At 57.1% G+C, this 22,915-nt stretch carries 21 protein-coding genes; 12 read left to right on the forward strand and 9 right to left on the reverse strand.

Features of this window, described 5'->3' with window-relative positions; genetic code table 11:
- Window positions 1-43: 43 nt before the first annotated feature.
- Window positions 44-355, forward strand: a complete 312-nt coding sequence (locus tag AB8996_RS02375; RefSeq protein WP_369297374.1) for a hypothetical protein — start codon at window positions 44-46, stop codon at window positions 353-355.
- 1 nt (window position 356) lies between these two features.
- Here the strand turns inward: AB8996_RS02375 and AB8996_RS02380 are convergent, their stop codons facing one another.
- The 3 genes from AB8996_RS02380 to AB8996_RS02390 all read right to left on the reverse strand — a co-directional run bounded on the left by AB8996_RS02380 (window position 357) and on the right by AB8996_RS02390 (window position 3,387).
- Window positions 357-1,643, reverse strand: a complete 1,287-nt coding sequence (locus tag AB8996_RS02380; RefSeq protein WP_369297375.1) for a glycoside hydrolase family 125 protein — start codon at window positions 1,641-1,643, stop codon at window positions 357-359.
- Between the two features lie 51 nt (window positions 1,644-1,694).
- Window positions 1,695-1,838, reverse strand: coding sequence for a hypothetical protein (locus AB8996_RS02385; protein WP_369297376.1), 144 nt, complete (start codon window positions 1,836-1,838; stop codon window positions 1,695-1,697).
- 157 nt (window positions 1,839-1,995) lie between these two features.
- The gene (locus AB8996_RS02390; protein ID WP_369297377.1) at window positions 1,996-3,387 is read right to left on the reverse strand and encodes a M3 family oligoendopeptidase; all 1,392 of its coding nucleotides are present in this window, start codon (window positions 3,385-3,387) and stop codon (window positions 1,996-1,998) included.
- A 466-nt stretch (window positions 3,388-3,853) separates the two neighbouring features.
- On the opposite strand from AB8996_RS02390, the gene AB8996_RS02395 reads away from it, so the two are divergent.
- From AB8996_RS02395 to AB8996_RS02445, 11 genes are all read left to right on the forward strand, one after another.
- Complete coding sequence (locus tag AB8996_RS02395) at window positions 3,854-4,849, forward strand: LacI family DNA-binding transcriptional regulator (protein ID WP_369297378.1); 996 nt, start codon at window positions 3,854-3,856, stop codon at window positions 4,847-4,849.
- 93 nt (window positions 4,850-4,942) lie between these two features.
- A complete protein-coding gene (locus tag AB8996_RS02400; RefSeq protein ID WP_369297379.1) occupies window positions 4,943-5,995 on the forward strand; it encodes a Gfo/Idh/MocA family protein in 1,053 nt (350 codons plus the stop codon).
- Window positions 5,996-6,017: 22 nt separating this feature from the next.
- Window positions 6,018-7,640 (forward strand): hypothetical protein, encoded by a 1,623-nt coding sequence (locus tag AB8996_RS02405; RefSeq protein WP_369297380.1) that lies wholly within the window; start codon window positions 6,018-6,020, stop codon window positions 7,638-7,640.
- 240 nt (window positions 7,641-7,880) lie between these two features.
- Complete coding sequence (locus AB8996_RS02410; RefSeq protein WP_369297381.1) at window positions 7,881-9,020, forward strand: alanine racemase; 1,140 nt, start codon at window positions 7,881-7,883, stop codon at window positions 9,018-9,020.
- Between the two features lie 109 nt (window positions 9,021-9,129).
- On the forward strand, window positions 9,130-9,594 hold the full coding sequence (locus AB8996_RS02415) for a RidA family protein (RefSeq protein ID WP_369297382.1): 465 nt from the start codon (window positions 9,130-9,132) through the stop codon (window positions 9,592-9,594).
- A gap of 57 nt (window positions 9,595-9,651) precedes the next feature.
- Entirely contained in the window at window positions 9,652-10,542 is an 891-nt protein-coding gene (locus tag AB8996_RS02420; protein ID WP_369297383.1) for a helix-turn-helix domain-containing protein, read from the forward strand.
- A 391-nt stretch (window positions 10,543-10,933) separates the two neighbouring features.
- Window positions 10,934-12,301, forward strand: a complete 1,368-nt coding sequence (locus tag AB8996_RS02425) for an ABC transporter substrate-binding protein (protein ID WP_369297384.1) — start codon at window positions 10,934-10,936, stop codon at window positions 12,299-12,301.
- Between the two features lie 192 nt (window positions 12,302-12,493).
- Window positions 12,494-13,360 carry a carbohydrate ABC transporter permease gene (locus AB8996_RS02430; RefSeq protein WP_369297484.1) on the forward strand — a complete coding sequence of 289 codons (867 nt, stop codon included), beginning with the start codon at window positions 12,494-12,496 and terminating at the stop codon, window positions 13,358-13,360.
- The gene (locus tag AB8996_RS02435; protein WP_369297385.1) at window positions 13,360-14,208 is read left to right on the forward strand and encodes a carbohydrate ABC transporter permease; all 849 of its coding nucleotides are present in this window, start codon (window positions 13,360-13,362) and stop codon (window positions 14,206-14,208) included. The genes AB8996_RS02430 and AB8996_RS02435 overlap by 1 nt, the downstream gene beginning before the upstream one ends.
- A gap of 241 nt (window positions 14,209-14,449) precedes the next feature.
- The gene (locus tag AB8996_RS02440; RefSeq protein WP_369297386.1) at window positions 14,450-15,175 is read left to right on the forward strand and encodes a MerR family transcriptional regulator; all 726 of its coding nucleotides are present in this window, start codon (window positions 14,450-14,452) and stop codon (window positions 15,173-15,175) included.
- A gap of 36 nt (window positions 15,176-15,211) precedes the next feature.
- Window positions 15,212-16,720: a DUF5605 domain-containing protein gene (locus tag AB8996_RS02445; RefSeq protein ID WP_369297387.1), complete on the forward strand. Its 1,509-nt coding sequence runs from the start codon at window positions 15,212-15,214 to the stop codon at window positions 16,718-16,720.
- 70 nt (window positions 16,721-16,790) lie between these two features.
- Here the strand turns inward: AB8996_RS02445 and AB8996_RS02450 are convergent, their stop codons facing one another.
- From AB8996_RS02450 to AB8996_RS02475, 6 genes are all read right to left on the reverse strand, one after another.
- Complete coding sequence (locus AB8996_RS02450; protein WP_369297388.1) at window positions 16,791-18,371, reverse strand: glycoside hydrolase family 5 protein; 1,581 nt, start codon at window positions 18,369-18,371, stop codon at window positions 16,791-16,793.
- Window positions 18,372-18,583: 212 nt separating this feature from the next.
- On the reverse strand, window positions 18,584-19,138 hold the full coding sequence (locus AB8996_RS02455; RefSeq protein WP_369297389.1) for a flavin reductase family protein: 555 nt from the start codon (window positions 19,136-19,138) through the stop codon (window positions 18,584-18,586).
- Window positions 19,139-19,205: 67 nt separating this feature from the next.
- Entirely contained in the window at window positions 19,206-20,048 is an 843-nt protein-coding gene (locus tag AB8996_RS02460) for an aldo/keto reductase (RefSeq protein WP_369297390.1), read from the reverse strand.
- 35 nt (window positions 20,049-20,083) lie between these two features.
- Window positions 20,084-20,923 carry an aldo/keto reductase gene (locus tag AB8996_RS02465; protein ID WP_369297391.1) on the reverse strand — a complete coding sequence of 280 codons (840 nt, stop codon included), beginning with the start codon at window positions 20,921-20,923 and terminating at the stop codon, window positions 20,084-20,086.
- Between the two features lie 113 nt (window positions 20,924-21,036).
- A complete protein-coding gene (locus tag AB8996_RS02470; protein ID WP_369297392.1) occupies window positions 21,037-22,023 on the reverse strand; it encodes an aldo/keto reductase in 987 nt (328 codons plus the stop codon).
- 176 nt (window positions 22,024-22,199) lie between these two features.
- On the reverse strand, window positions 22,200-22,913 hold the full coding sequence (locus AB8996_RS02475; RefSeq protein WP_369297393.1) for a dihydrofolate reductase family protein: 714 nt from the start codon (window positions 22,911-22,913) through the stop codon (window positions 22,200-22,202).
- Window positions 22,914-22,915 lie beyond the last annotated feature (2 nt).

Consider the following 22,915-nt stretch of genomic DNA (forward strand, 5'->3'; position numbering starts at 1 on the left):
GCCCCTTCAGGGGCGAAGTCCGTAATTGCCCCTTCTAGGGGATGTGCAAACCACCAGTTCTACTGGTGGTTTTGATTCGAAAAAGTATGGAAAGAGTTTCTTTGAAAGCGGTTATTTCTCTGATACGTCCATATTACGCAAAGGATTCTTTCCAGAAGATAGTCAAAAATCAGTGAACATCATAAGGGGTTGCAAAGGGGAGCACAGCTCCCCTTTGCAAGAAAAAAGAAGATCGCACACAGCAGAAATCAAAGAGAAGTTTCTTACTATCCTGTGCGAAATAACAAGACCGGGGTTATGGGCAAAAGAAGTGCCGGGCGTGAAAGCGTCCGGCACTTCTTTTATCTTTTTCTAGTTCAGTCCAGCCCGACCTCCTGCGCCAGCATTTGGGCGAACAGGGAATTTGCCCAGGCGAACCACGGGCGGGTGAATTTTGCGGGGTCGTTGGCGTCAAAGCCCTCATGCATGAAATTCGTTCCCGCGTGGGTGCGGGCAAGCATGGCAAGGCATTCCTGTTTTTCCCGGTCGTCAATGCTGGTCAGTATCTGCATGGTCAGCCCAATGTGCCAGATATACCCCGGCGGGGTGTGGGGGCTGCCAATGCCGCTGGCGGCGCTGCCCCGGACGAAATAGGGATTTTCTTCGGACAGCAGGAACCTTCTGGTGTTTTGGTACACAGGGTCCGTCGCCGGGCGGTAGCCCAGATAGGGAATGGACAGCAGGCTGGGGGAATTGGCGTCGTCCATCAGATTGTAGTTCCCAAAGCCGTCTGTTTCGTAGGCGTAAATTTTCCCGAACCTTGGGTGATCTACAATGCCGTAGGTTTCGATCCCGTCCTCGATCTCCGCCGCCAGCGCCAGGCAGTCCCCAGCAAGCTCAGCTTCATTGCAGCCCATTGTAAGCAGCTCCACCGCCTTGCGGAGCGCCACTACCGCCATCATGTTGGAGGGCAGCAGGTAGCCGAATTTGCAGGAATCGTCCGAGGGGCGGAAGCCGGACCATGTCATGCCCGTAAAATTCACAGGTCTGCCTTTGCCCTGCATGGGCAGGGTGTCGCTGGGCGCCCAGGCGTTTTCCCGGACGAACCAGTAAGGGGAGTCCGTCATATGGCGCTGCTCCGTGCGGAAGGTCCGCACAATGGCGCGCACCATCTGCACAAAGCCCAGCGTGAAAATGGAGCTGTCCTTGGTGACCGCGTAATATTCGTGGGCGAGGTACAGCGGGGCGCAGAGGGAATCCACCTCATATTTCCGCTCCCAGATCCACCTGCTGGAAAAGCTGCTGCGGTCATCATCGCTGTAGCCGCGCTCCTGCTCCTGACTGTTGAAGGCGTTGGTGTAGGGGTCGTGGTTGACATAAAATGCCTGCTTTTCGATGACGCTCCGCAATATCTCCCGCAGCTTCTCGTCCCTGTCGGCATAGGGCAGGTATGGCTTCAGCTGGGCGGCGCTGTCCCTGAGCCACATGGCGGGGATATCCCCGGTGATCACGAAGAAGCTTCCGTCGGGAAGCTGCGTTACCGTGGTCTCTATGGTGTTTAGAAAGCACCGGGCAGCGAGAGGCTTCAGGTCGGGATAGGCTTTTCCCACCTTTTCCTCCAGCTCCTCCGCCTTTTTCAGCAAAATGTCGGGAATTGGTTTCATGGCTTCCTCCATCGCAATTTGCGATAAGCGCAGAATGCGCCCGCTATACGGTCATTGCACCTGATGATCCTCCGTCCACTGGAAGGTCTTTTCACACACGGTCTTGACGCAGTCCTCGTCCATGGGAGAACGGAGGTTGACAGCGTGAGCCAGATCGATAAAGGTCTTGGTGCCGCCCAGATTCACAAAGTCCATGTACTTTTTCCACGCAGCGTCCCGGTCTTCCAGAGACAGGGCGAAGAACTGGAGGGACATGACCTGTGCCAGGCAGTAATCGATATAATAGAAGGGGCTGCTGTAAATGTGCAGCTGCCGCTGCCAGCCCGCGCCCCGGGCATAGAAGGGCAGGTTGTCAAAGTCCAGATAGGGGGCGGTAGCGCTTTTCCAGCCGCAGCCATGTCTGATTGCGCTCCTCAGGGGTCATCTCGGGGTGGGTGTACATTTCATACTGGAAATGGTCCACCAGGCAGCCGTAGGGGATAAAGGTGAGGGCGTCCTCCGCGTGGGACAGCTCATATTTGTCCGTCATGTCCCCGAAGAACAGGTGGTGCCAGGGGGCGGTCAGAAACTCCATGCTCATGGAGTGGGTCTCCGCGCCCTCCATGGTGGGGCAGCGGAGCGCGTCAATGTCGATGGTTTTATGGGAGATATAGTCCGCAAAGGCGTGACCGGCTTCGTGGGTCAGCACGTCCACGTCCCCGGAGGTGCCGTTGAAATTGGAGAAAATGTAGGGATAGCCGTAATCCGGCAGGCTGGTGCAGTATCCGCCGGGAGCCTTGCCCTCCTTTGCCAGCACGTCGAACAGGTCGTTTTCAAACATCATGTGAATGAAATCCGCGGTGTCGGGGGAAAGCTCCTCGTACATCTTCTGTCCGGCAGCCATGATCTCCTCCGGCGTGCCCTGGGGACGGGCGGAACCGCCCTTGAATTTCAGGGCGTTGTCGTAGAATTTAAAATCCTCGATACCGAGCCGCTTTGCCTGACGCTCCTTGACCTTTACCGTCAGGGGCACCAGATCGCGCACCACTCTGTCCCGGAAAGCGGCAACGTCCTCCGGCGTGTAGCAGTTGCGCTGCAGCCGCAGGGCAGCCAGCTCCACATAGCTTTCAAAGCCCAGCTTCTTTGCCTGCTCAGTGCGGTTCTTCACCAGCTTGTCGTACAGCTCGTCAAATTCCTTTTGGTGCTCATCAAAGAAAGAACCCTCCGCGGTGAGCGCCGCCCGGCGGGTATCCCGGTCGGCGTGCTCCTTATAAGGACCCAGCTGGGCGATGGTCAGGGTCTTCCCCTGGAAGGGGACCTGCGCGCTGGCGTACAGCTTTTGATACTCGGTGGTGAGCCTGTTTTCCTCCTGCATCAGCGGAATGATCTCCGGGGAGAAGGACCTCAGCTGCATTTCCAGATTTTTGAACAGCAGCGCGCCCAATGTTTGTTCCAGCTCCGGGCGGCAGGGAGACTTGACCAGCGCTTCGTTGAACGCCTGCAGCTTTTCCTCCAGCAGGGGGCTTTGCTCGTCGATATATGCCATTTCGTCTTCGTAGAAGGCGTCCCGGGTATCCACGCTGTTACGGATCGCGCAGATGCTTGCCTGCGTATAGAAATGGTTCAGCAGGGTTTCCGTTTCCCTGTACACAGCCAGCTGCTCTGCCGCGTCGGCGGAGCTTTGAAGCTTTTTCGTGAGGGCTTCCAGCGTGCCAAACAGCGCCGGCATATCCGGGCGGGTATAGGGCATTTCAGAGAATTTCATAGGTATGACCACTTTCCTTTCCTTATTTGTGCTTTGCTTCAGTATACCGCCCGAAACGGCGGAACGTCAAGTGAAATTGCAGCGAAAAGGGAGAAACAGGAAAAGATTTCCGAATCGAAAAAAATTCGTTTACAAAATCTTTAGAAAACCTACACGGAATGTTCAGGAAATCTTCACATAGCGGGGGTATCCTGATATCGTAGTCAAGAGCAAGGCTACAGACCGAAATCTTTTTCATTACATCCTCATTTTTAACTCCTTACTTCCTCTTGGGGGCTGCCTCTCTGAAAAGAGAGGCAGCCCCCAAACCCTTTTTTCATTCGGTATGTTTTCACCTTGCTGCCGTGGGGGAGTGGCCCCAGTCAAGTGGCCTTGAAAAATGTTCTTGACAGCATAGACTTTCCATGATATGATAACGTTATCACACAGGAAAAGAGGCGAATGATTGCAGGGCAATCATCATGGAATGGCGGTAACGATGTCGGATATTGCACGGCTGGCAGGCGTTTCCGTCCCCACGGTGGGGCGGGCGCTCAATCAAAAGGGCTACGTGTCCCCCGAGGTACGGGAACGTGTGGAAGCCGCTGCCCAAAAGCTCGGCTATGTGCCGAACCGCATGGCAAGGGCACTGAAATCAGGTCGCAGCGGGCTGATCGGCAGCCTGGTTTTCGGCAACGAAAACAATGTCTACCAGCGGATCAACCGCCATATCATGAGCGCTGCGGAGGAAAAGGGCTTCCACGTCGTCACGCTGCAAACCTGCGGTGACGGCAGTCAGGCGATCCAGCAGCTTATCGAGATGCGGGTGGACGGCCTGGCGGTGATCTCCCACCTTGGCATTGCGCCGGAGCTGTTTGGGCGGCTCCACCAGATCGGCATACCCGTAGTTGCCGTAGAGCGGACCTATGATCTCCCTTACGTGGATAATATTGAGGTGAGGGACCGGGAAGCGGTCTTTCATGCCGCCCAGCAGCTGCTGGCTCTGGGTCACCGGCATATTGGCATGATCTGCCCTTCCCCCCAGGACAGCGTGGAAGAGCAGCGCCTGGAGGGCTTTCATCAGGCTTTGGAGGAGGCTGGGATACCCCGGGAGCAGCATGAGGTGGAGCTGACGGATTCTTACAGCACCGTGCACGGGAAGCTGGCGGCGCTGAAGCTCCTTGCGCGATCCTGTGTGCCCACCGCCCTGGTCTGTGCCTCGGATATTTTGGCGGCGGGGGCAATGCAGGCGCTGTATGCCAACGGGCTGCGGGTGCCGGAGGACATTTCCATTGTGGGGTATGACAATACCGTTGCGGCGTACCTTTCCCCGCCCATTGATTCCGTGGACCTTGACCTCTCCCAGGTAGGGGAGATCCTGCTCAACCTGCTGGAACGGCGGAGAAACGCCCCGGACTGCCCCGCCAGGACGGAATATCTGGGCACCACCTATGTGGCAAGAGGAACCACCGCGCAAAAGTAAGCTTCCGCACTACGCAATGGGAAAATATTTACGTCGATAGCTTTTGTACTTTTTACAGTTGGTGAGAACGTTATCATAAAGGAGGAGCGTTTTATGAAGCAGACAAGAAAGATCGTAGTGGGCGTGCTGGGCTGCGGCTCTATCACCCGGTACCGCCACGGACCAGAGTACGCCGCCCGGGAAGATGTGGAGATCGCCGGTTTCTTCGATGTGAACCGGGAGCGCACCGAGGAAACGGCGGAGCGGTTCGGCGGGCGGGTGTATGCGTCGCCGGAGGAAATGTTCGCAGACCCGTCCATCGAAGCCATCAGCGTATGCACGCCCAACTTCACTCACGCCCAATACACCCTTGCCGCGCTGGAAGCGGGAAAGCACGTGCTTTGTGAGAAGCCCATGGCGCAGTCTTTGGAGGAGACCCGCGCCATGCTCGCCGCCGAAAAGCGCAGCGGCAAAACCCTTATGCTGGGGCACAACCAGCGCATGATGGCGGCCCACAGGAAGGCTAGGGAGCTTTTGGAAAACGGCGCGATCGGCAAGCCGCTGTTTTTCCAATGCAACTTCAAGCATTCCGGTCCCGAAAACTGGAGCATTGAAAAAAGCAATTCCACCTGGTTTTTTGACAAATCCCGGGCGCAGTTCGGCGTAATGGGCGATCTGGGCGCGCACAAGATCGACCTGATCCGCTTTTTGACAGGGCGGGAGATCGATTCCGTGTTTGCCAGCATGATGACGCTGGATAAAAAGTACCCGGACGGCACGCCCATTTCCTTGGAGGACAACGTGGTCTGCCAGTTCAGAATGGATAACGGAATGCCCGGCATCATGCACTTCAGCTGGACGAACTACGGGCAGGAGGACAACAGCACGGTCATCTATGGGGACAGCGGCGTGATGAAAATTTACGGCGACTATGCCGACGACATCGTGCTGGAAATGCGGGATAACACCACAGTAAAGTATCAGGTGGGCGCGGCCAGCACCAACCAGAACCAACTGAAAAGCGGCGTGATCGACGAGTTCGTCACCTCCCTTTTGGAGGGGCGCGCGCCTATCGTGACCGGCATAGACGGGCACAACACCCTGGCGGTGATCGAAAGCGCCATACAGTCTGACCGGGCGAAGAGCTGGGTCAAGGTCACATACTGAATCTGTTACGGAGGAATGCGTTATGAAACTGGGGATCCAATGCTTTGGTCTGCAAAATATGCCCCTGCCCGTGCCCAGGGATTTCTTCGCGAAGCTGTACCCCATGGGCTACCGCCTGGTAGAGCCCTTTCTCAATTTTGGGGAGCCCTCCCCGCTGGATTTATGGAGCATCTGCCCTGCCGGGGACGCGCCGGCGTTTTTGACCGACCTTCACGAGCTGGGCTTTGAAACGGTATCCGCCCACATTCTGGGCGACCCCGCTCCCGCGCTGGAACAGATGATTTCTTTGGCGGAGCAGTTCGGCATTCGCCAGTATGTGGTGGGTATGCCCCAGGAGCTGACCGAGGAAAGCTGCCGCTCCGCTGCCGAAAGCTACCGTGTCTGCGCGGAAACCCTTTCCCGCCACGGCATTGCCCTGCTGGTGCACAACGGCGGCGCGGAACCCACCGCCGTCACCATAGATGGAAAGACCGCCTATGAGTTCCTGCTGGACATGGCGGGACCTCTGGTGGGCGCCCAGCCGGACCTGGGCTGGCTGGCTGCCGGGGGCGCGGATCCGGTCCAATGGGTGAAGAACAACCGGGCGCGGATATGGTCACTCCATTACAAGGACCGCGCCGGGGGGCAGGAGCGCCCCATCGGAAAAGGGGAACTAAACCTGTACGCCTGCTGGCAGATCGGGCGCGCGGAGAATATCCCCCACATCATGGATATGGATACCTGCACGATGGCGGATATCGAAGACGCCGCCAGGCTGTTGCTGGGCTTTGAGAACCGCCGGGACTGGACGGACAGCATTTTGTGCACCATGGACGTGGACAGCGGAAAAATCACGGAACTGCGCCGCTTTGAGGGGATCATCGAAGCGCCCAACTGGTCCGCCGACGGGAAGTCCCTCTATTACAACGCCGATGGGCTGATCTACTGCTATGATTTGGAGCTGGACACGGTCACAAGGGTCGATACGGGCTTTTGCACCAACTGTAACAACGACCATGTTCTTTCCCCGGACGGGAAAGAGCTGGCGGTGAGCCATATGAGCGTGGAGAAAGGCTTTTCTTCCCGCATTTACCGGGTGGATTTGAGCGGTGAACGGGAGCCGGTGCTGGTGACCCCCGATTCGCCCAGCTTCCTGCACGGCTGGTCGCAGGACGGAGAGCTGACCTACTGTGCCTTCCGCGGCGCGGAGCAGTCGGTAGATGTGTACACGATACCCGCCGGGGGCGGCGGGGAACGGCGGCTCACCGACGGCGTTGGCTATAACGACGGCCCCGAGTACGCCCCGGACGGGAAGCACATCTGGTTCAACAGCACCCGCAATGGGCTGATGCAGATCTACCGCATGGAGCGGGACGGGAAGAACCTGACCCAGATGACGGACACGCCCCATAACGAGTGGTTCCCCCATGTGTCGCCGGACGGGAAACGCGTGGCGTACCTGACCTTTCAAAAGGGTGACCTGGACCCCCACCAGCATGTGGCAAACCTGCCTGTGAGCCTGAGCGTGATGGACAGCGACGGCACGCACAGCCGGAAGCTGGCGGAGCTGTTCGGCGGGCAGGGGACCATCAATGTCAATTCCTGGGCGCCGGACAGCAGGCGGCTGGCGTTTGTCAAATATGAACCGAAAGCCGCAAGTGACTGAGCGATCGCATTTTACAGATAAGAGTAAAAAAGCCGTGCCGCCGCGCGGCTTTTTCGCGTCTCTATTCAATTGCGGCGGGGAAGATCACGTTTTGCAAAGCCCGTTTATCCCGGATCATTTTCCAAACGCTCTCTTGCGGATACTTCCATAAAGTGTTATACTTTACCACACGGATTTCAGGCTTTGCAACGTGCCGGAAGGCATTGCGAGCCGTAGGACCCAGCAAAGGAGAACGCTGAAATGCCGACCGCTTTTGAGTTGATTCGTCAGGGAAAGCTGCAGCCGCCCGAAACGCCCTGCATTCTGGTAGACGCGGCGACCGCCGGGGAAAATATCCGCCGGGTGCAGTCCGCGGTAGACGCCTGCGGCTGTAAGCTGCGTCCCCATATCAAGACCCACAAAATGCCGTATTTTGCCAATTTGCAGCTTGCCGCCGGCGCCGACGGCATTACCTGCGCCAAGATAAGCGAAGCGGAGGTCATGGCGGCTGGGGGTGCGGACGATATCTTTATCGCCTATCCCATGGTGGGCAGCTTCCGTATCGAGCGCGCCCTGGCGCTGCAAAAAAAGCTCCGCCGCCTGATTCTGGCTGTAGACAGCCTGGAAGGGGCTGCCGCTCTGAACGCCGCCGCGGGCAAGGTCGGTTTGACTGTGGAGGTACGATTGGAAATTGACACCGGCGCCAGGCGCACGGGGGTCCTCCGGGAGCAGTATTTGCAGCTTGGAAAGCAGATTTCCACCCTGCCGCACCTGCGCCTGACCGGGATATACACCTTTAAGGGTCTGATTTTGAACGGTCAGCCCACCGGGGACAACGAATCCGCCGCGCAGGAGGAAGCCCGGCTGATGTACGATATGGCACAGGAGCTTCGGCAAAACGGGGTGCCTGTCCGCGAGATCAGCGCCGGCTCGACCCCGACAGGCTTACAGGTGGCGCGGACGGGTCTGGTCACGGAGGTGCGTCCGGGAACGTATATCTTTGGGGACTGGATGCTCACCCGGGAGCATTGCGCCCGGCTTGAGGATATCGCCGTCCGGCTGTACGCGACTGTGGTCAGCACGCCCGCGCCCGGTTATGCCATTGTGGACGGCGGCACAAAAACCTTTCCCACCGATATTTCCCTGAACGATTATCCCGGCTACGCCATTCCCGTGGGAAAGGCGGGCTTGCCTGACGAAAATCTCCAATTGCGCCGCATGAATGAGGAGCACGGCATTCTCACGGCGGTCAACGGGAACACGGGCTTGCAGGTGGGACAGATTCTGGAACTGATACCCGTTCACGTATGCACTGCCGTCAATCTGCAAAACAGCGTGTTTGTGTGGGAAAATGGGGCGCTGCGGCGAATGCCGGTAGCCGCAAGGGGTATGCTGGTATAAATCCCAAGTTTTTGGTGAATCGGTCCGTGACAGCGCCGGACATAGCGCCATAGTGCGCCGCTGTTGTCGGACAAAACGATAAAAATAAAATTGCAAGGAGCGATGTGTCATGAGTAAAGTAGAAGAAAAGCTGCGGGCGCTGGGGCTGACCCTGCCTGAACCCCCCGCAAAGGGCGGGCTGTATTCTCCCGCCAAGCGGTTCGGGGAAAAGCTGGTGTACATTTCCGGCTGCGGTCCCTCTGTGGACGGCAGCCAGATCACCGGCAAGCTGGGGGAGAGCGTCACGGAGGAGCAGGGCTATGTCTATGCCCGGAACAGTATGCTCAATGTGCTGGCGGTGCTCAAGCGGGAGATCGGGGACCTGGACACGGTAAAAAGTGCGGTCAAGGTCACCTGCTTTGTGGCGTCAGCCCCGGACTTCTACCACCAGCCGCAGGTGGCGAACGGCGGCACACAGCTGTTGATCGACCTGTTCGGCGAGGAGGCAGGCGCGCCGTCCCGGTCGGCGATCGGGCAGAACGTTCTTCCGGGCAATATGCCTGTGGAGACTGAAGCAATTTTTGAATTGAAATAAAAACCGAAGGCTCCGCTCAAAGTACGGCGGAGCTCTTCCTTTTATTTGAGGTGGGTTATGGAACTGCAGGTCAACGAACAGGGGCAGGAAACCAAGCTGCATGGGACATATGGGTTCCCGGTGAATTTGGGGCATAAAAGGATATCCGCTTACGAAACCGGGTCGTTCCCCTGGCACTGGCACAATGAGATCGAGCTGACGCTGGTGCTGGCAGGGGAGGTGGAATATCGTGTCAACGACAGCAGCTACCTATTGAAAGAGGGCGAGGGGCTTTTTTGCAACGCCAACGCCCTGCATACCGGCTCCATGCACGCGGGGGCGGACTGCGACTATCTTTCCCTTACCTTTCACCCGCGGTTCCTGTACGGATACGAGGGCAGCGTGATCCGCACCAAATACGTGGAAAGCATTATCGAAAGCTCCGCTCTTTCCTCTTTGCAGCTCACCGGGGAAATCCCGTGGCAGCGGGAAGCGCTGGATAGCCTGCGGCGCATTTACGGGCTGTTTCGGGAAAAGCCGGAGCTGTACGAGCTGGAGGTGCAAAGGCTGCTGCTGGGCATTTGGGCGGGGCTGTACCGGAACTATGGGGACGAGGTGCAGCGCGCTCCGGTGGAGGACGCGGAAAAAATAGAGCGGTTGCGCGCGCTGCTCTCTTTCCTTCACGGGCACTATGCGGAGAAGGTCACGCTGGAAGATGCGGCGCGGCAGGTCAATTTATGCAAAAGCGAGTGCTGCCGCTTTTTCAAGAAGCAGATGGGGATATCTATTTTTGAATATTTATTGGAATACCGCGTGGCGCAGAGCATGGATCTGTTAAAAAAGGGGTATACTGTAGCGGAGACCTCCGAACGGTGCGGGTTTTCCACCCCCGCCTATTTTACCAAGGTCTTTCACGCGCGGACAGGACGCTCGCCCAGCGGATATCGGAAAGAAAGCCGGGAAAACTGAATAGGGCGCGTCCTGCCGGATGAGCGGTTTATGAATTTCCTCCGAATTTTGTCTGGATTTCTAAAATATTAGTAGAAATTTGTGCAATTAACCAAAATGGAGAATTCAACCAAAAAAACCTTGAAAAATTCGGCATTGTGTACTAGAATAGAGCCGAAAAGGGAAAAGAGCCCACGTTCGGCACAAAATGGAAACTGAACTTTCGGCGAAAACCGGGTCCGGCTTTCTTTGTACGGAAGATTCTCCTGTGGAGAATCTTCATGGATCGCTGGTTCCGGCTTTGAAGCGGCGGCTTTTTGCCGACGCCGCTTTTTGCGCAGCAGGACGTGAAGCTTCTCCCCGCTATTCATCAGCCGCTTTGCGGCAAATTTCTCTATGGAGGTACAAAAACATGAAAAGGATCATCGCAATTCTGTTGGCTTGCCTGATGGTTATCGGTGTGTTCGCGGGCTGTGGCAACGGTTCCACCAGTTCCGGCACCACGTCCAGCACACCCGCTTCCAACACAGGCACAGAGGGAAACAACAGCACCGCCAACACCGGCGCTACCGGCAAGGTGTACTACCTGAACGCCAAGCCTGAAGCCGACGAGGCCTGGCAGGCGCTGGCAAAGCAGTACACCAGTGAAACGGGCGTGGAAGTCAAGGTCGTTACCGCCGCTTCCGGCACCTATGGCGACACCCTGACCGCCGAAATGGCAAAGTCCGCTCCTCCTACCATGTTTCATTGCGGCAATGAGCAGGACCTGATCAACTGGGGCGACTACTGCCTGGACCTTACCGGCACCGACATTCTGAACGAGATGAGCACCGAGGAATTTAATCTGGTTTCCGACGGCGTTGTGAAGTCCATCGGCTTCTGCTATGAGGCGTTCGGCATCATCGTCAACAAGGCTCTGCTGGAGCAGGCAGGGCATTCCATTGACGAGATCAAGGATTTTGCTTCCCTGAAGGCTGTTGCCGAGGATATCCACGGCAGGGCTGCCGAGCTGGGCTTTGACGCGTTTGCCTCCGCCGGTCTGGATTCCTCCTCTTCCTGGAGGTTCTCCGGTCATCTGGCAAATATGCCCCTGTTCTACGAGTTCCGTGATGACAACGTGACCTCTCAGCCCGCCACCATCACCGGCGCTTATCTGGACAATTACAAGAACATCTGGGACCTGTATATCAACAACTCCTCCGCGGAGCCCACCTCCCTGACCTCCGCCACCGGCGACATGAGCCAGGCTGAGTTCGGCACCGGCAAGGCTGTGTTCTGGCAGCAGGGCACCTGGGAGTACGCCAACATCATCGGCGAGAAGTACGGCATGGACCCTGCCGATCTGGAAATGATCCCGATCTACTGCGGCGTTGACGGCGAGGAAAAGGCGGGCCTGTGCTGCGGCACCGAGCAGCGCTGGGCTGTGAACTCCAAGGCTCCCGAGGAAGACCAGAAGGCAACTCTGGACTTCATGAAGTGGGTCGTCACCTCCGAAGCCGGCACCACCATGATGGCAGAGCAGTTTGGTCCCTGCCCCTTCAAGAGCGCCAAGGAGCCGGAGAACGTGTTCTTTCAGAATGCCGACGACCATATCGCCAACGGCGATTACGTTGTGACCTGGGTGTTCAACTACACCCCCAACGTGGACAGCTGGAGAGCTTCCGTGGTTTCCGCGCTGGCCGCGTACTCCGCCGACCAGACCGACGCCAACTGGGACGCCGTGAAGACTGCTTTTGTTGACGGCTGGGCAAACGAGTACAAGGTTCAGAACGGCGGCTGATTTTAGCTGCTGTGCTCTGAAAACCCAATGATTTGACAGTTTCTGGAAGGGGCTGGGCAATGCCCAACCCCTTTCTTTTGATAAAAGGCTTCTTCTTTGCCTTATTCGTGAAACTTTTTAGAGGAGGGACTTCTTTTGAGCAAAAAAATGAAGTCAAAAGCGCCGGGCAATTCCGCCGTGACCAGCCGGCTGATCCGCCGCCCGATCCAGCGCTGGTGCTGGCTGTTCATTCTGCCCACCTTTGCGGCGTTCTGCATTGGCTTTGTATGGCCCTTTATTCAGGGCATTTATCTGTCCTTCTGCAAATTCAACACCCCGCGGGACGCCACATGGCAGGGGATCAGCAACTATTGGAAAGCGCTGAGCGACGCCAGCTTTGTCCACGCGTTCTGGAATACCGCCGCCTTTGCGGTGGTGTCCATCATTCTGACGAACCTGATCGCTTTCTTCATCGCCTTTGCCCTGACCCAGAAAATGCGGGGCGCCAATCTGTACCGTACCGTGTTCTTTATGCCGAACCTGATCGGCGGCGTGGTACTGGGGTATATCTGGAGCATGATCTTTGACGGTATCCTGAAGCAGTACAATACCTATCTCACCGCAAATTCCACCTACGGCTTCTGGGGCCTGATCATTCTGGTGGCGTGGCAGCAGATCGGCTACCTGATGATCATCTATATCGCGGGGTTCCAGGCGGTGCCGGAGGATATGATGGAAGCGGCGAAGATAGACGGCGCCAACGGGTTCCAGACCCTGTTCCGGGTCACCATTCCCAACATGATGCCCTCTATCACCATCTGCACCTTCCTGACGCTGACCAACGGCTTCAAGCTGTTCGACCAGAACCTTGCCCTGACCGCCGGGGACCCCACCATCATGGTGGAGGGCGGCAAGATCAAGGCGACGGAAATGCTGGCGCTGAACATTTACAACACCTATAATATCAATGTGAACTGGCACGGCGTTGCGCAGGCAAAGGCGGTCATCTTCTTCCTGCTTGTGGCGGTGCTGGCGATCGCACAGCTTACCGCGACCCGCAGCAAGGAGGTGCAGCAGTGATGAAAGAGAAAAGCTTTTCCAAAGCGAGCTGGATTTTGACCATCGTCTTTGGGCTGCTCAGCATCGTGTGGGTCATGCCAATCGTCGAGGTGGTCATAAACTCCTTTAAGTCCAACGCCTTTGTCAATCTGGAGCCTTTTGCGCTGCCCAGCAGCGAAAGCTTCGTGGGGTTTGACAACTACGCCAAGGGCGTGACCTTCGGCAATTACCCCTTCTTCAAATCCCTGGGCTACAGCTTTGTGATCACGGTGCTTTCCGTGGGGCTTATCCTGCTTTGCACGTCCATGACGGCATGGTACATTTCCCGGGTGAACAGCGCGTTCTGTAAGTTCTTCTACTATTTGTGCCTGTTCTCCATGATCGTACCGTTCCAGATGGTCATGTTTACCCTGACCTTTACGGCGGACCAGCTCAAGCTGAACACCCCCTACACCATTCCCATCGTGTACCTGGGCTTTGGCGCGGGGCTTGCCATCTTCATGTTTACCGGGTTCGTCAAGGGGCTGCCACTGGAGATCGAAGAGGCTGCCGCCATTGACGGCTGCGGTCCGCTGCGCACCTATTTCGGCGTGGTGCTTCCCATGCTGAAGCCCACACTGATCTCCGTGGGTATCCTGCAAACCATGTGGGTGTGGAACGATTACCTCCTGCCTTATCTGGTGTTGGACCGTACCAAATATATGACGATCCCCATTCACGTGCAATATCTGAAAGGCAGCTATGGCACGGTAGATTTGGGCGCTACCATGGCGGTCATCATGTTCAGCATCATTCCCATCATCATCGTCTATATCTTCTGCCAGAAGCACATCATCAAGGGCGTGGCGTCCGGCGCGGTAAAGGGCTGATAGACGATTCTGGAAAACAAATCTCGGAAAATCAGAGCGCAAAAGGCACGCTTTTGAGGTTCTCAGCACTTTGAAACAAATATTCCCCGCTTTTCCAAAGGCAACGGAAAGGCGGGGAAATTTTTTTAGGATTGCGAATAGTTCCTAAAAAATCAAAAAAATTCTTATTTTCTCTTGACTCTTACCCTGCGTCATGCTTTATACTGAAGCTGTACGGGACAAAAGGAGAGGGAACCGAATCATGAGAACAGTACACGAGATCAGTGAAATAGCAGGGGTCAGCGTGCGCACGCTGCACCATTACGACGCCATCGGGCTGCTAAAGCCCACGGCGGTGACGGAAGCGGGTTACCGGCTGTATGACGATACGGCGCTGGAACGGCTTCAGCATATTTTGCTGTTCCGGGAACTGGAGTTTCCCTTAAAGGACATCAAACAGATCCTGGAAGCCCCCAGCTTTGACCCCAAAGAGGCTCTGCGCCAGCAGATCGCCCTGCTGGAGCTGCGCCGGGACAGGCTGGACGGTCTGATTTCCTTTGCCCGTGACATTTTACAATCAGGAGGAAATACAATGGATTTTACTGTATTTGACAAAAGCGAGCTGGAGCGTTGCAGCGCCGAGTCAAAAGAAAGATGGGGAAGCACAGCCGCCTATCGGGAATATGAGAAGCGGGCGCAAAAGGAAGGCGGTATGGAACAAACCGCCCAAGAGCTTATGAGCCTTTTTGCGGAGCTGGGCAAGCGGAAATCCCTTTCCCCGGACGACGGCGAGGTGCAGGCATTGACAGAGAAGCTGCGGCAGTTTATCACCGAACACTATTACACCTGCACGCCGGAAATTTTTGCCGGGCTGGGCAAGCTGTATGCCGGAGACGAGCGCTTCCGCAAAAACATTGACAAGGCAGGCGGCGCAGGCACGGCGGATTTTGTCGGGCAGGCGATCGAGTGTTATTGTAAAGCTGAATAGCCTTATACAAAAATGGATCAAGGAGTGAAAAGCAAGATGGAAACTACGGAACGCTGGGGAATTTTTGAAGTGGCAGTGAACGGTCCCGCCGATGGGAACCCTTTTACGGAGCAGACCATTCAGGCGGTGTTCACGGGAAAAAACGAGCGGGTAGAGGTTGCGGGCTTCTACGACGGCGAGGGGGTCTACCGGGTGCGGTTCATGCCCTCCTTTGAGGGAGAGTACACCTATGGGCTTTCCGGCAGCTTCCCGGAAGCGTCAGGCGGCGGCGCGTTTACCGTGACCCCGCCCGGTCCGGGCAACCACGGTCCCGTGCGGGTGGTCAACCAGTACCACTTTGCTTATGAGGACGCCACGCCCTACTATTCCGTGGGCACCACCTGCTATGCGTGGGCGCACCAGCCGGAAGAAACTCACCGGCAGACCTTGCGGGAGCTTGAGAAGGGGTATTTCAATAAAATGCGCTTCTGCGTATTTCCCAAGCACTATATCCACAATTTCCGGGACCCGGAGACCTTCCCCTATGAGGGAACGCCTGTGGACAATTCCAATCTCTGCGAGGAGAATTTCACCTATCAGGTGGATTTTTCCGGCAACCATTGGGATTTTACGCGCTTCAACCCCAAGCATTTCCGGCGGGTGGAGCGGTGCATCACAGAGCTGATGGAGCGGGGGCTGGAAGCGGATATTATTGTAATGCACCCCTACGACCGCTGGGGCTTTTCCGCCATGACCCCGGAGCAGGACGACCTGTACTGGCACTATGTCATCAACCGCTTCGCCGCTTATCGGAACGTCTGGTGGAGCCTGGCAAATGAGTATGACCTGCTGTTCCAGAAGAAGCTGGCGGACTGGGAGCGCTACGCAAAGCTCCTCTGCGAAAACGACCCTTATCGCCACCTGCGGAGCATTCACAACTGCATGGCGTTCTATGACCACAGCCGCCCCTGGATCACACACTGCTCCCTGCAGCGGCAGGACCTGTACCGCCATGTGGAGTATACCGACGAGTACCGCACCCGCTGGGGCAAGCCCATTGTGTGGGACGAAATTTCCTACGAGGGCAATATCGACATGGGCTGGGGAAATATCTCCGGGCAGGAGCTGACCCGCCGGTTCTGGGAAGCCAGCCTGCGGGGCGGCTATGCCGGGCACGGCGAGACCTTCCTTGACCCAGACCACGATATCCTCTGGTGGAGCCATGGCGGCGAGCTGCACGGCGACAGCCCGGCACGAATTAAATTCCTCCATCAGATTTTGACGGAAACGCCGGGTCTTGGGCTGAAGCGGGGAGAGGGCAGCTTTGACGAAACGGTGGGCGTTCCCGACGCGGCGGGCTTCAGCGCCGGCGGCTATGAGATTCATTATTATGGCTTTGGGCGCCCCAGCTTCCGGGATTTTATCAAGCCCGGGGGCAGGTGGAAAGCGGAAGTCATCGACACATGGGAAATGACCGTTGCCGACGCCGGGATTCACAGCGGCAAGTTCCGCATTGCCCTGCCCGGCAAGGAGTATATGGCAGTCCGCCTGATCCGGGTAGACTGATCGACCTACTGCATAGCACAACAAAACACCCCCGTCCTGCCGGTTGGCAGGGCGGGGGTGTTTGCCGCGTTTATTGATAGAGAATGCGTTCCAACACAGGCTTTCCTGCTGTGCAGCAGAGCCGCAGCACGGTCTGCGGAGCGGGGGAAAGGGCAAAGGGCTTGCCCGTTTCGCCGGTCTCTCCCAGCAGCCTGCCGTCCTGGTACAGCGCTATCGTCCCGGCAGACGCTCCCGCCAGCTCCAGGCTGACGGTGCTGCCCTCCCTTGCGCCGTACAGGGTGTATTCCACATACTCGCCGGGGCGCATGACGAGCTTCAGCGAATCCCAGCAGCAGTCAAAGCCGAACCGCTTTTCCGGCGGCGCTTCCGGCTCTAAGATCTCCATGCCGGAGCCCTGCCGGTAGTGGCAGAGCGCTTCCTGCTGCCATAGCCCGTGACAGGCGCCCTCGTCAAAGTCTGTCGCCCGCACCGAGCACCCCGGCTCCCGCCGGACGGACGCGCTCACCGCCGGGTTCTCCCGGCAGTTTTCCAGCAGCATATTGTTCAGGTATTCGTCCAGCATGGCTTGGGCTTCCTCATAGGAGGGGCGCTCTCCGCCGCCGGTGTAGGCTGTGAATTTTTCCCAGCCCGCCGGGGCGTTGACGGAATAAGGGGAGTTGGTACATTCCATTTTCTTCCAGGGCCAGATGTTATAGCCTATGCCGAGCTGCACGCCCAGGGGATACAGCGCCGCGAACCACTCCGGGAGATTTTCCCCGCTTTCGCCCAGCCATAAGGGCTTGTTCCACCGCCGGGAAAGCTCCAGAAATTCCCGATATGCCCCCATGTCCGGCGGTACCGCATAGCGGTGGAAATGGATCACCATATTGTCGTCATAGTCTTCACAGAACACCGCCGTGTTGGTCGCCCAGTGGTGCCCCTCGATGGACAGCATATGGCGGTTGTCGCACTTGCGGACTTCCGCGATGGCAGCCCTGTAAAAGTCCCGCAGCCGGGGGACCAGATGCTGGCAGGGCTTGCGTCCGTCGTCCGGGCGGATCGGCTCGTTCAGCAGGTCGTAGCCGCCTACGATCCAGCGGTCGCCGTACCGTTTGGCAAGCTCTCCCCACAGGGCGATGGCTTTGTCCCAGCTGTCTTTGTCTGTGAACAGCCGGGGGAAATCGTCGATACAGTCGTCAATATTTGCCCCGGTCTGCCCGCCGGGCGCGCCATGCAGGTCCAGAAACACATAGACCCGGGCTTCCTCGCACCAGCCGAGAAGCTCGTCAATGAGCCGGAAGCCCTCCTCCCGCCAGCGAACGCCCGGCTCGTCTTCCATCAGCACCCGCCAGCCAATGGGCAGCCGCAGGGAATTGTATCCCAGCTGCGCCATGCGGAGGATATCCTCCCGGCGAATGTAATTCTTTCGGAACCGCTTCCAGAAGCTTTCCGCGTACTCGCTACCTGCCAGCTCCCGCACCACCTGTTCCAGCCTGCGCGGGCGGTCGCCCCGGGGACCGGCTTTCCACATATACCCTTCGCAGAGCAGCCAGTTGCCCAGTCCCCAGCCGGAAAGCAGAATGGGTTCTCCGGCTCCGTTTACAATTTCCGTTCCCTGTGCCCGCAGAAATCCGTTTACCCGGTCCCTGAAAAGCTTTTCCGCGTTGGTCATGTGAGATCCCTCCTTGATTTTCCGTGGGTAAAAGCGGGTCTTCCCACAGGGAGGGCGGACGCATCTTCCCGCGGAAAAAACGCTTATTGAACGCTTGATGTACCGTCATCCTATCATATTTCTCCGTGGATTTCAATGTGTGCGCGCAAAGAGGAGCAAAAAGACGCGCAGGCTTTCTGCTGGTACAGAAACCTGCGCGTCCTCTTTGCCTGTTATTTCAGGGCTGCGCCGTCCTTGAAGGCGTTGCCCACCTTTTTGCCGAACTCATGGTACGCCGCCTGCATTCCGTCAAAGATGATGGGGTGGAATTTGTTCAGATCGACCTTGCCCGCTTCGTCCAGTACGCTTTCCTCGGCGCTGACATTCTTAATGATGCCGATATACTTGCCGTCGATGACCTCTTTCAGCTCGCACTCCAGGCAAACGGGAAGCTCGTTGATGATGGGCGCGTTGACAAATGTGCTTTTCGTTGTGGTGAAGCCCGCCTTTTCCATTTTGTTCGGCTCGTTCTTGGCGGAGACAAGCCCCACATAATCGCAGGCTGCCATATGCTCCACATCGGCAAAGGCAACGGTGAACGCCTTTGTCACGGCGATATTGTCGGTGGTCTGGTGGCTGCTCATGTCGATCATCACCTCATTGCTGCCGCAGATACCGCCCCAGGCGGCATTCATGGCGTTGGGCCTGCCGTCCTTATCGTAGGTGCCCAAAATCAGGACGGGCTGGGGGTAAAGCGCCGGCTGTGCGCCTAAATTCTTTCTGCTCATGGGAAAAACCTCTCTTTCCTGTTCTGTGATTCATTCTATCACGATTTGTGGGAAAATCAAAATGTTTTTACCGATGGAGCCCGGTGATCATTTCCACCGTGGCGGGGTCGTAGTGGGAGAAGAACAGGCTCTCTCCCTCGTCCAGCTTGCGGATAGCCTCCATGTCGGCGTCGCTCAGCGTGAAATCGAACACGTCGATGTTCTGCGCCATGCGCTCCTTGTGGGTGGACTTGGGGATCACCACCACGTTGCTCTGAATGAGGAACCGCAGGGCCGCCTGCGCGGAGGACTTGCCGTACTTTGCGCCAATCTCCGTCAGGACGGGGTTGGTGAAGAAATCCTTCCTGCCCTCGGCAAAGGGACCCCAGCTCTCATGCTGGACGCCGTATTTCTCCATATATTCATGGGCTTTTTTCTGCTGCTGGAACACGTGGGTCTCCACCTGATTGATGGCGGGGACGACCTCTACGAATCGGCAGAGGTCCACCAGACGGTCGGGATAGAAATTGGAAACGCCGATGGCGCGGATCCAGCCCTCTTTATAAGCTTCCTCCATGGCGCGGTAGGTGCCGTAATAGTCGTTAAAGGGCTGGTGGATCAGCACCAGGTCGATATATTCGGTCTGGAGCTTCCGCAGGGACTCCTTCAGGGATTCCTTTGCCTTTTCGTACCCGCCGTTGGACACCCACACCTTTGTGGTGAGGAAAAGCTCCTCTCTGGGCACGCCGCACTTTTTGACGGCGTTCCCCACCGCTTCCTCATTGCCGTACGCCTGGGCGGTGTCGATATGGCGGTACCCCACGTCGATGGCGTCCAGCACGCAGCGCTCGCACTCGTCATTGGTCACCTGGTACACGCCGTAGCCCAGGATGGGCATTTTAATTCCGTTGTTCAAAGTTACAAATTCCATGATGGTTACTCCTTTTGTTTTTATTTTGTCGGGGACTATTCGCCCAGCTTGATGCCTAAAAACTTTTCCTCCTGCTGCGGGAGCGTCAGCGTCCAGTACCGCTTGCCCTGATCCAGCTTGCGGATCTGCTCCATTTCCCCATCGGTCAGGGAGAAATCGAAAATATCCAGATTCTGTTTCTGGTGCTCCGGGTTCACGGACCGGGGCAGGGGAATGTTCCCCTCCTGAATGTGCCAGCGGAGAATGATCTGCACATTGGTCTTGCCGTATTTCCTGCCAAGCTCGGTGAAGATAGGCTCGCTCAGCAGGTTTGCGTCGCCGTGTCCCAGCGGGAACCAGCACTCTATGCGGGTGCCGTAAGCCTTGACGCGCTCCTTCAGCGCCGCCTGCTGGAAATAGGGGTGGCACTCCACCTGAATGATCTGGGGTTTGATCTCAGCAGCTTCCAGCAACTTCTCCAGGCGGTCGGACTCCATGTTGGAAACGCCGATGGCGCGAACCTTTCCCACCCTGTACGCCTTTTCCAGATTTCTGTACCCGGCAAGATAATCTCCCACCTGCTGGTGGAGGATCACCAGATCGAGATAATCCAGCCCGAAACGGCTGAGCATTTTGTCGATGGCGGTTTCATCGGCATACTCGTCCGGCCAGATTTTCGACGTGATCCACAGCTCCTCCCGGGGAATGCCGCATTCCCGGACAGCCGCCCCCACCCCTGCTTCGTTAAAATAGTGGTGGGCGCTGTCGATGTGGCGGTAGCCCAGCTCAAAGGCGGAAAGGCAGGCTTTTTTGGCGTCCTCATTTTCGGGAATTTGGAACACGCCCAAAGCGATCTGCGGGATTTTTGCGCCGTTGTTCAAGGAAATATAATTCATGCTGTTTTCTCCTCTCCTGTTTATATCCGGCTTCTGTTTCCAGTCTACCCTGTTTTCCGGCAAAAAGGAAGTTCCTGTTGGTTCATCAGTACACACCAAAAGGTGCGGACTTATCACTTCGTGGGCGAGCCGCCGAATACGGGCAGCTCCATGGCGCCGACAGCCCCGTCAATGGCGCTGATCTCCTGTTCGCTGAGAACGATCTCTCCCGCCTTTAGGTTTTCCCGCAGGCGTTCCGGCTTCCTGCTGCCGGGGATCGGCACGATATAGGGCTTTTTGCAAATCATCCACGCCATGGAGACCTGTGCCTGCGTAGCGCTGTGTTCCTTTGCGAGACGGTCCAGCAGCTCCATCAGCGCCCGGCTCTTTTCAAAGCCCTCGGCAGTGTATTGGGGCATATTGCCGCGGTAATCCGTTCCCGGCTCAAATTTGGATTCCGCCGTATACGCGCCGCTCAAAAATCCGTTTGCCATGGGTGAGAACGCCACAAAGCCCACATTCAGCTCCTCCAGCGTGGGGAAGAGGCTCTCGTGCCAGCGCGCCATCAGGGAATAGCGGTTCTGCACGGCGGTGACAGGGCACACCGCATGGGCGCGGCGCAGATATTCCTCGGTGGTTTCGGAAATCCCCCAATGCCGTATCTTTCCCTCCTGAATGAGCTGCCCCATGGTGTCTGCCACCGCTTCCGGCTCCACCTTCGGGTCGATGCGGTGCTGATAGTAGAGGTCGATGGCCTCCACGCCCAGCTTTTTCAGGCTCCCCTCCACGGAAGCCCGAATGGTTTCGGGGCGGCTGTCTAAAATCAGCCCGTGATCCGGGGCATGGCGCACGCCGCATTTGGTGGCGATGACCACCTTGTCCCGGATATCCCGCAGCGCTTCGCCCACCAGCTCCTCATTGTAAGAGATGCTGCCGTCCGGGTAGGTCCCCGTGTAGCATTCGGCAGTATCAAAAAAGGTGTAGCCCATGTCGTAAGCCTGCCGCAGGATTTTCACCGCCTCGGACCTTTCCGTAGGCGCTCCGCTGGCATGGGAGAACCCCATGCAGCCCAGACCCACGGCGGATACTTCCAGATTTTGACCTAATATTCGCTTTTTCATATTATCGTCTCCTTTCGTTCTGGTTCCATTCTACCCTTTTTTCAGGGAAAGAGAAGTTCCCATTGGTTCATCAGCATATACCAAAAGGTGTTTACTATAGGCAATATCCCGGAAATCCAGGTGCGGCTTTCCGGGATACGCAGAAGAATATAGGGACGATTGGGGATACTTGTACGCTATTTTATTGCGGTGTACCGCAGCCAGAGGGTGTCCTTTTCCAGGACCTCCACCTTTTTGAGGGAAAATGCCGCGGGGCTGCGGGGCGGGAAAAAATCAGCCTTTTCAAAAATGGTCGCCGTGCCGGTGCTGCCGTCCGCAACGGGAGCCACCAGCACGCTCAGCTCGTCCAGCAGGTTTTCCTGCACGAAGGACCAGTTGGTGATCCCGCCGCCTGCCACCATCAGCCGCTGAATGTGGAAAAGGTCGGAAAGCTTTTGCAGCAGCAGCTTGCAGTCGATGACAGTCTCTCCCGCAAAGACATAGGAAATTCCCAGATTCCTCAGGTACCCCAGGTAATCGTTGGAGACCTGCTCCGTCAGCACCTCGATCACGTGGGCTTTCGGGCGGTTCTTTTTCTCGATATAGCAGGAGGAAAAGCCCAAAACGCCCTGGGGATCAAGGGAAACGATGAAATTGTGCACCTCGCTGGGGGCGATATAATCCTCTCTGCCCCAGTCTGTTCCGCAGGCGGGAGGCGCCCCGGCACGCCCATTGGAGTAGCTTCCCTCCATGGTGGTCGTGCCGTACAAAGTCGCCTGACAGTCAAAGACCTTCCGCAGCCCGCCGTAGGCTTTTCCGGCGGCGGCACAGGCAGGGTCGCCCATATATGCGCCGTCGATCTTGCCGTTCAGCGAAGTCAGCATATGACATACCACATAAGGCTTGCTCATAC

Source organism: uncultured Neglectibacter sp. (genome assembly GCA_937958185.1).
In the GTDB taxonomy this organism is placed as follows: Bacteria; Bacillota; Clostridia; order Oscillospirales; family Acutalibacteraceae; genus Acutalibacter.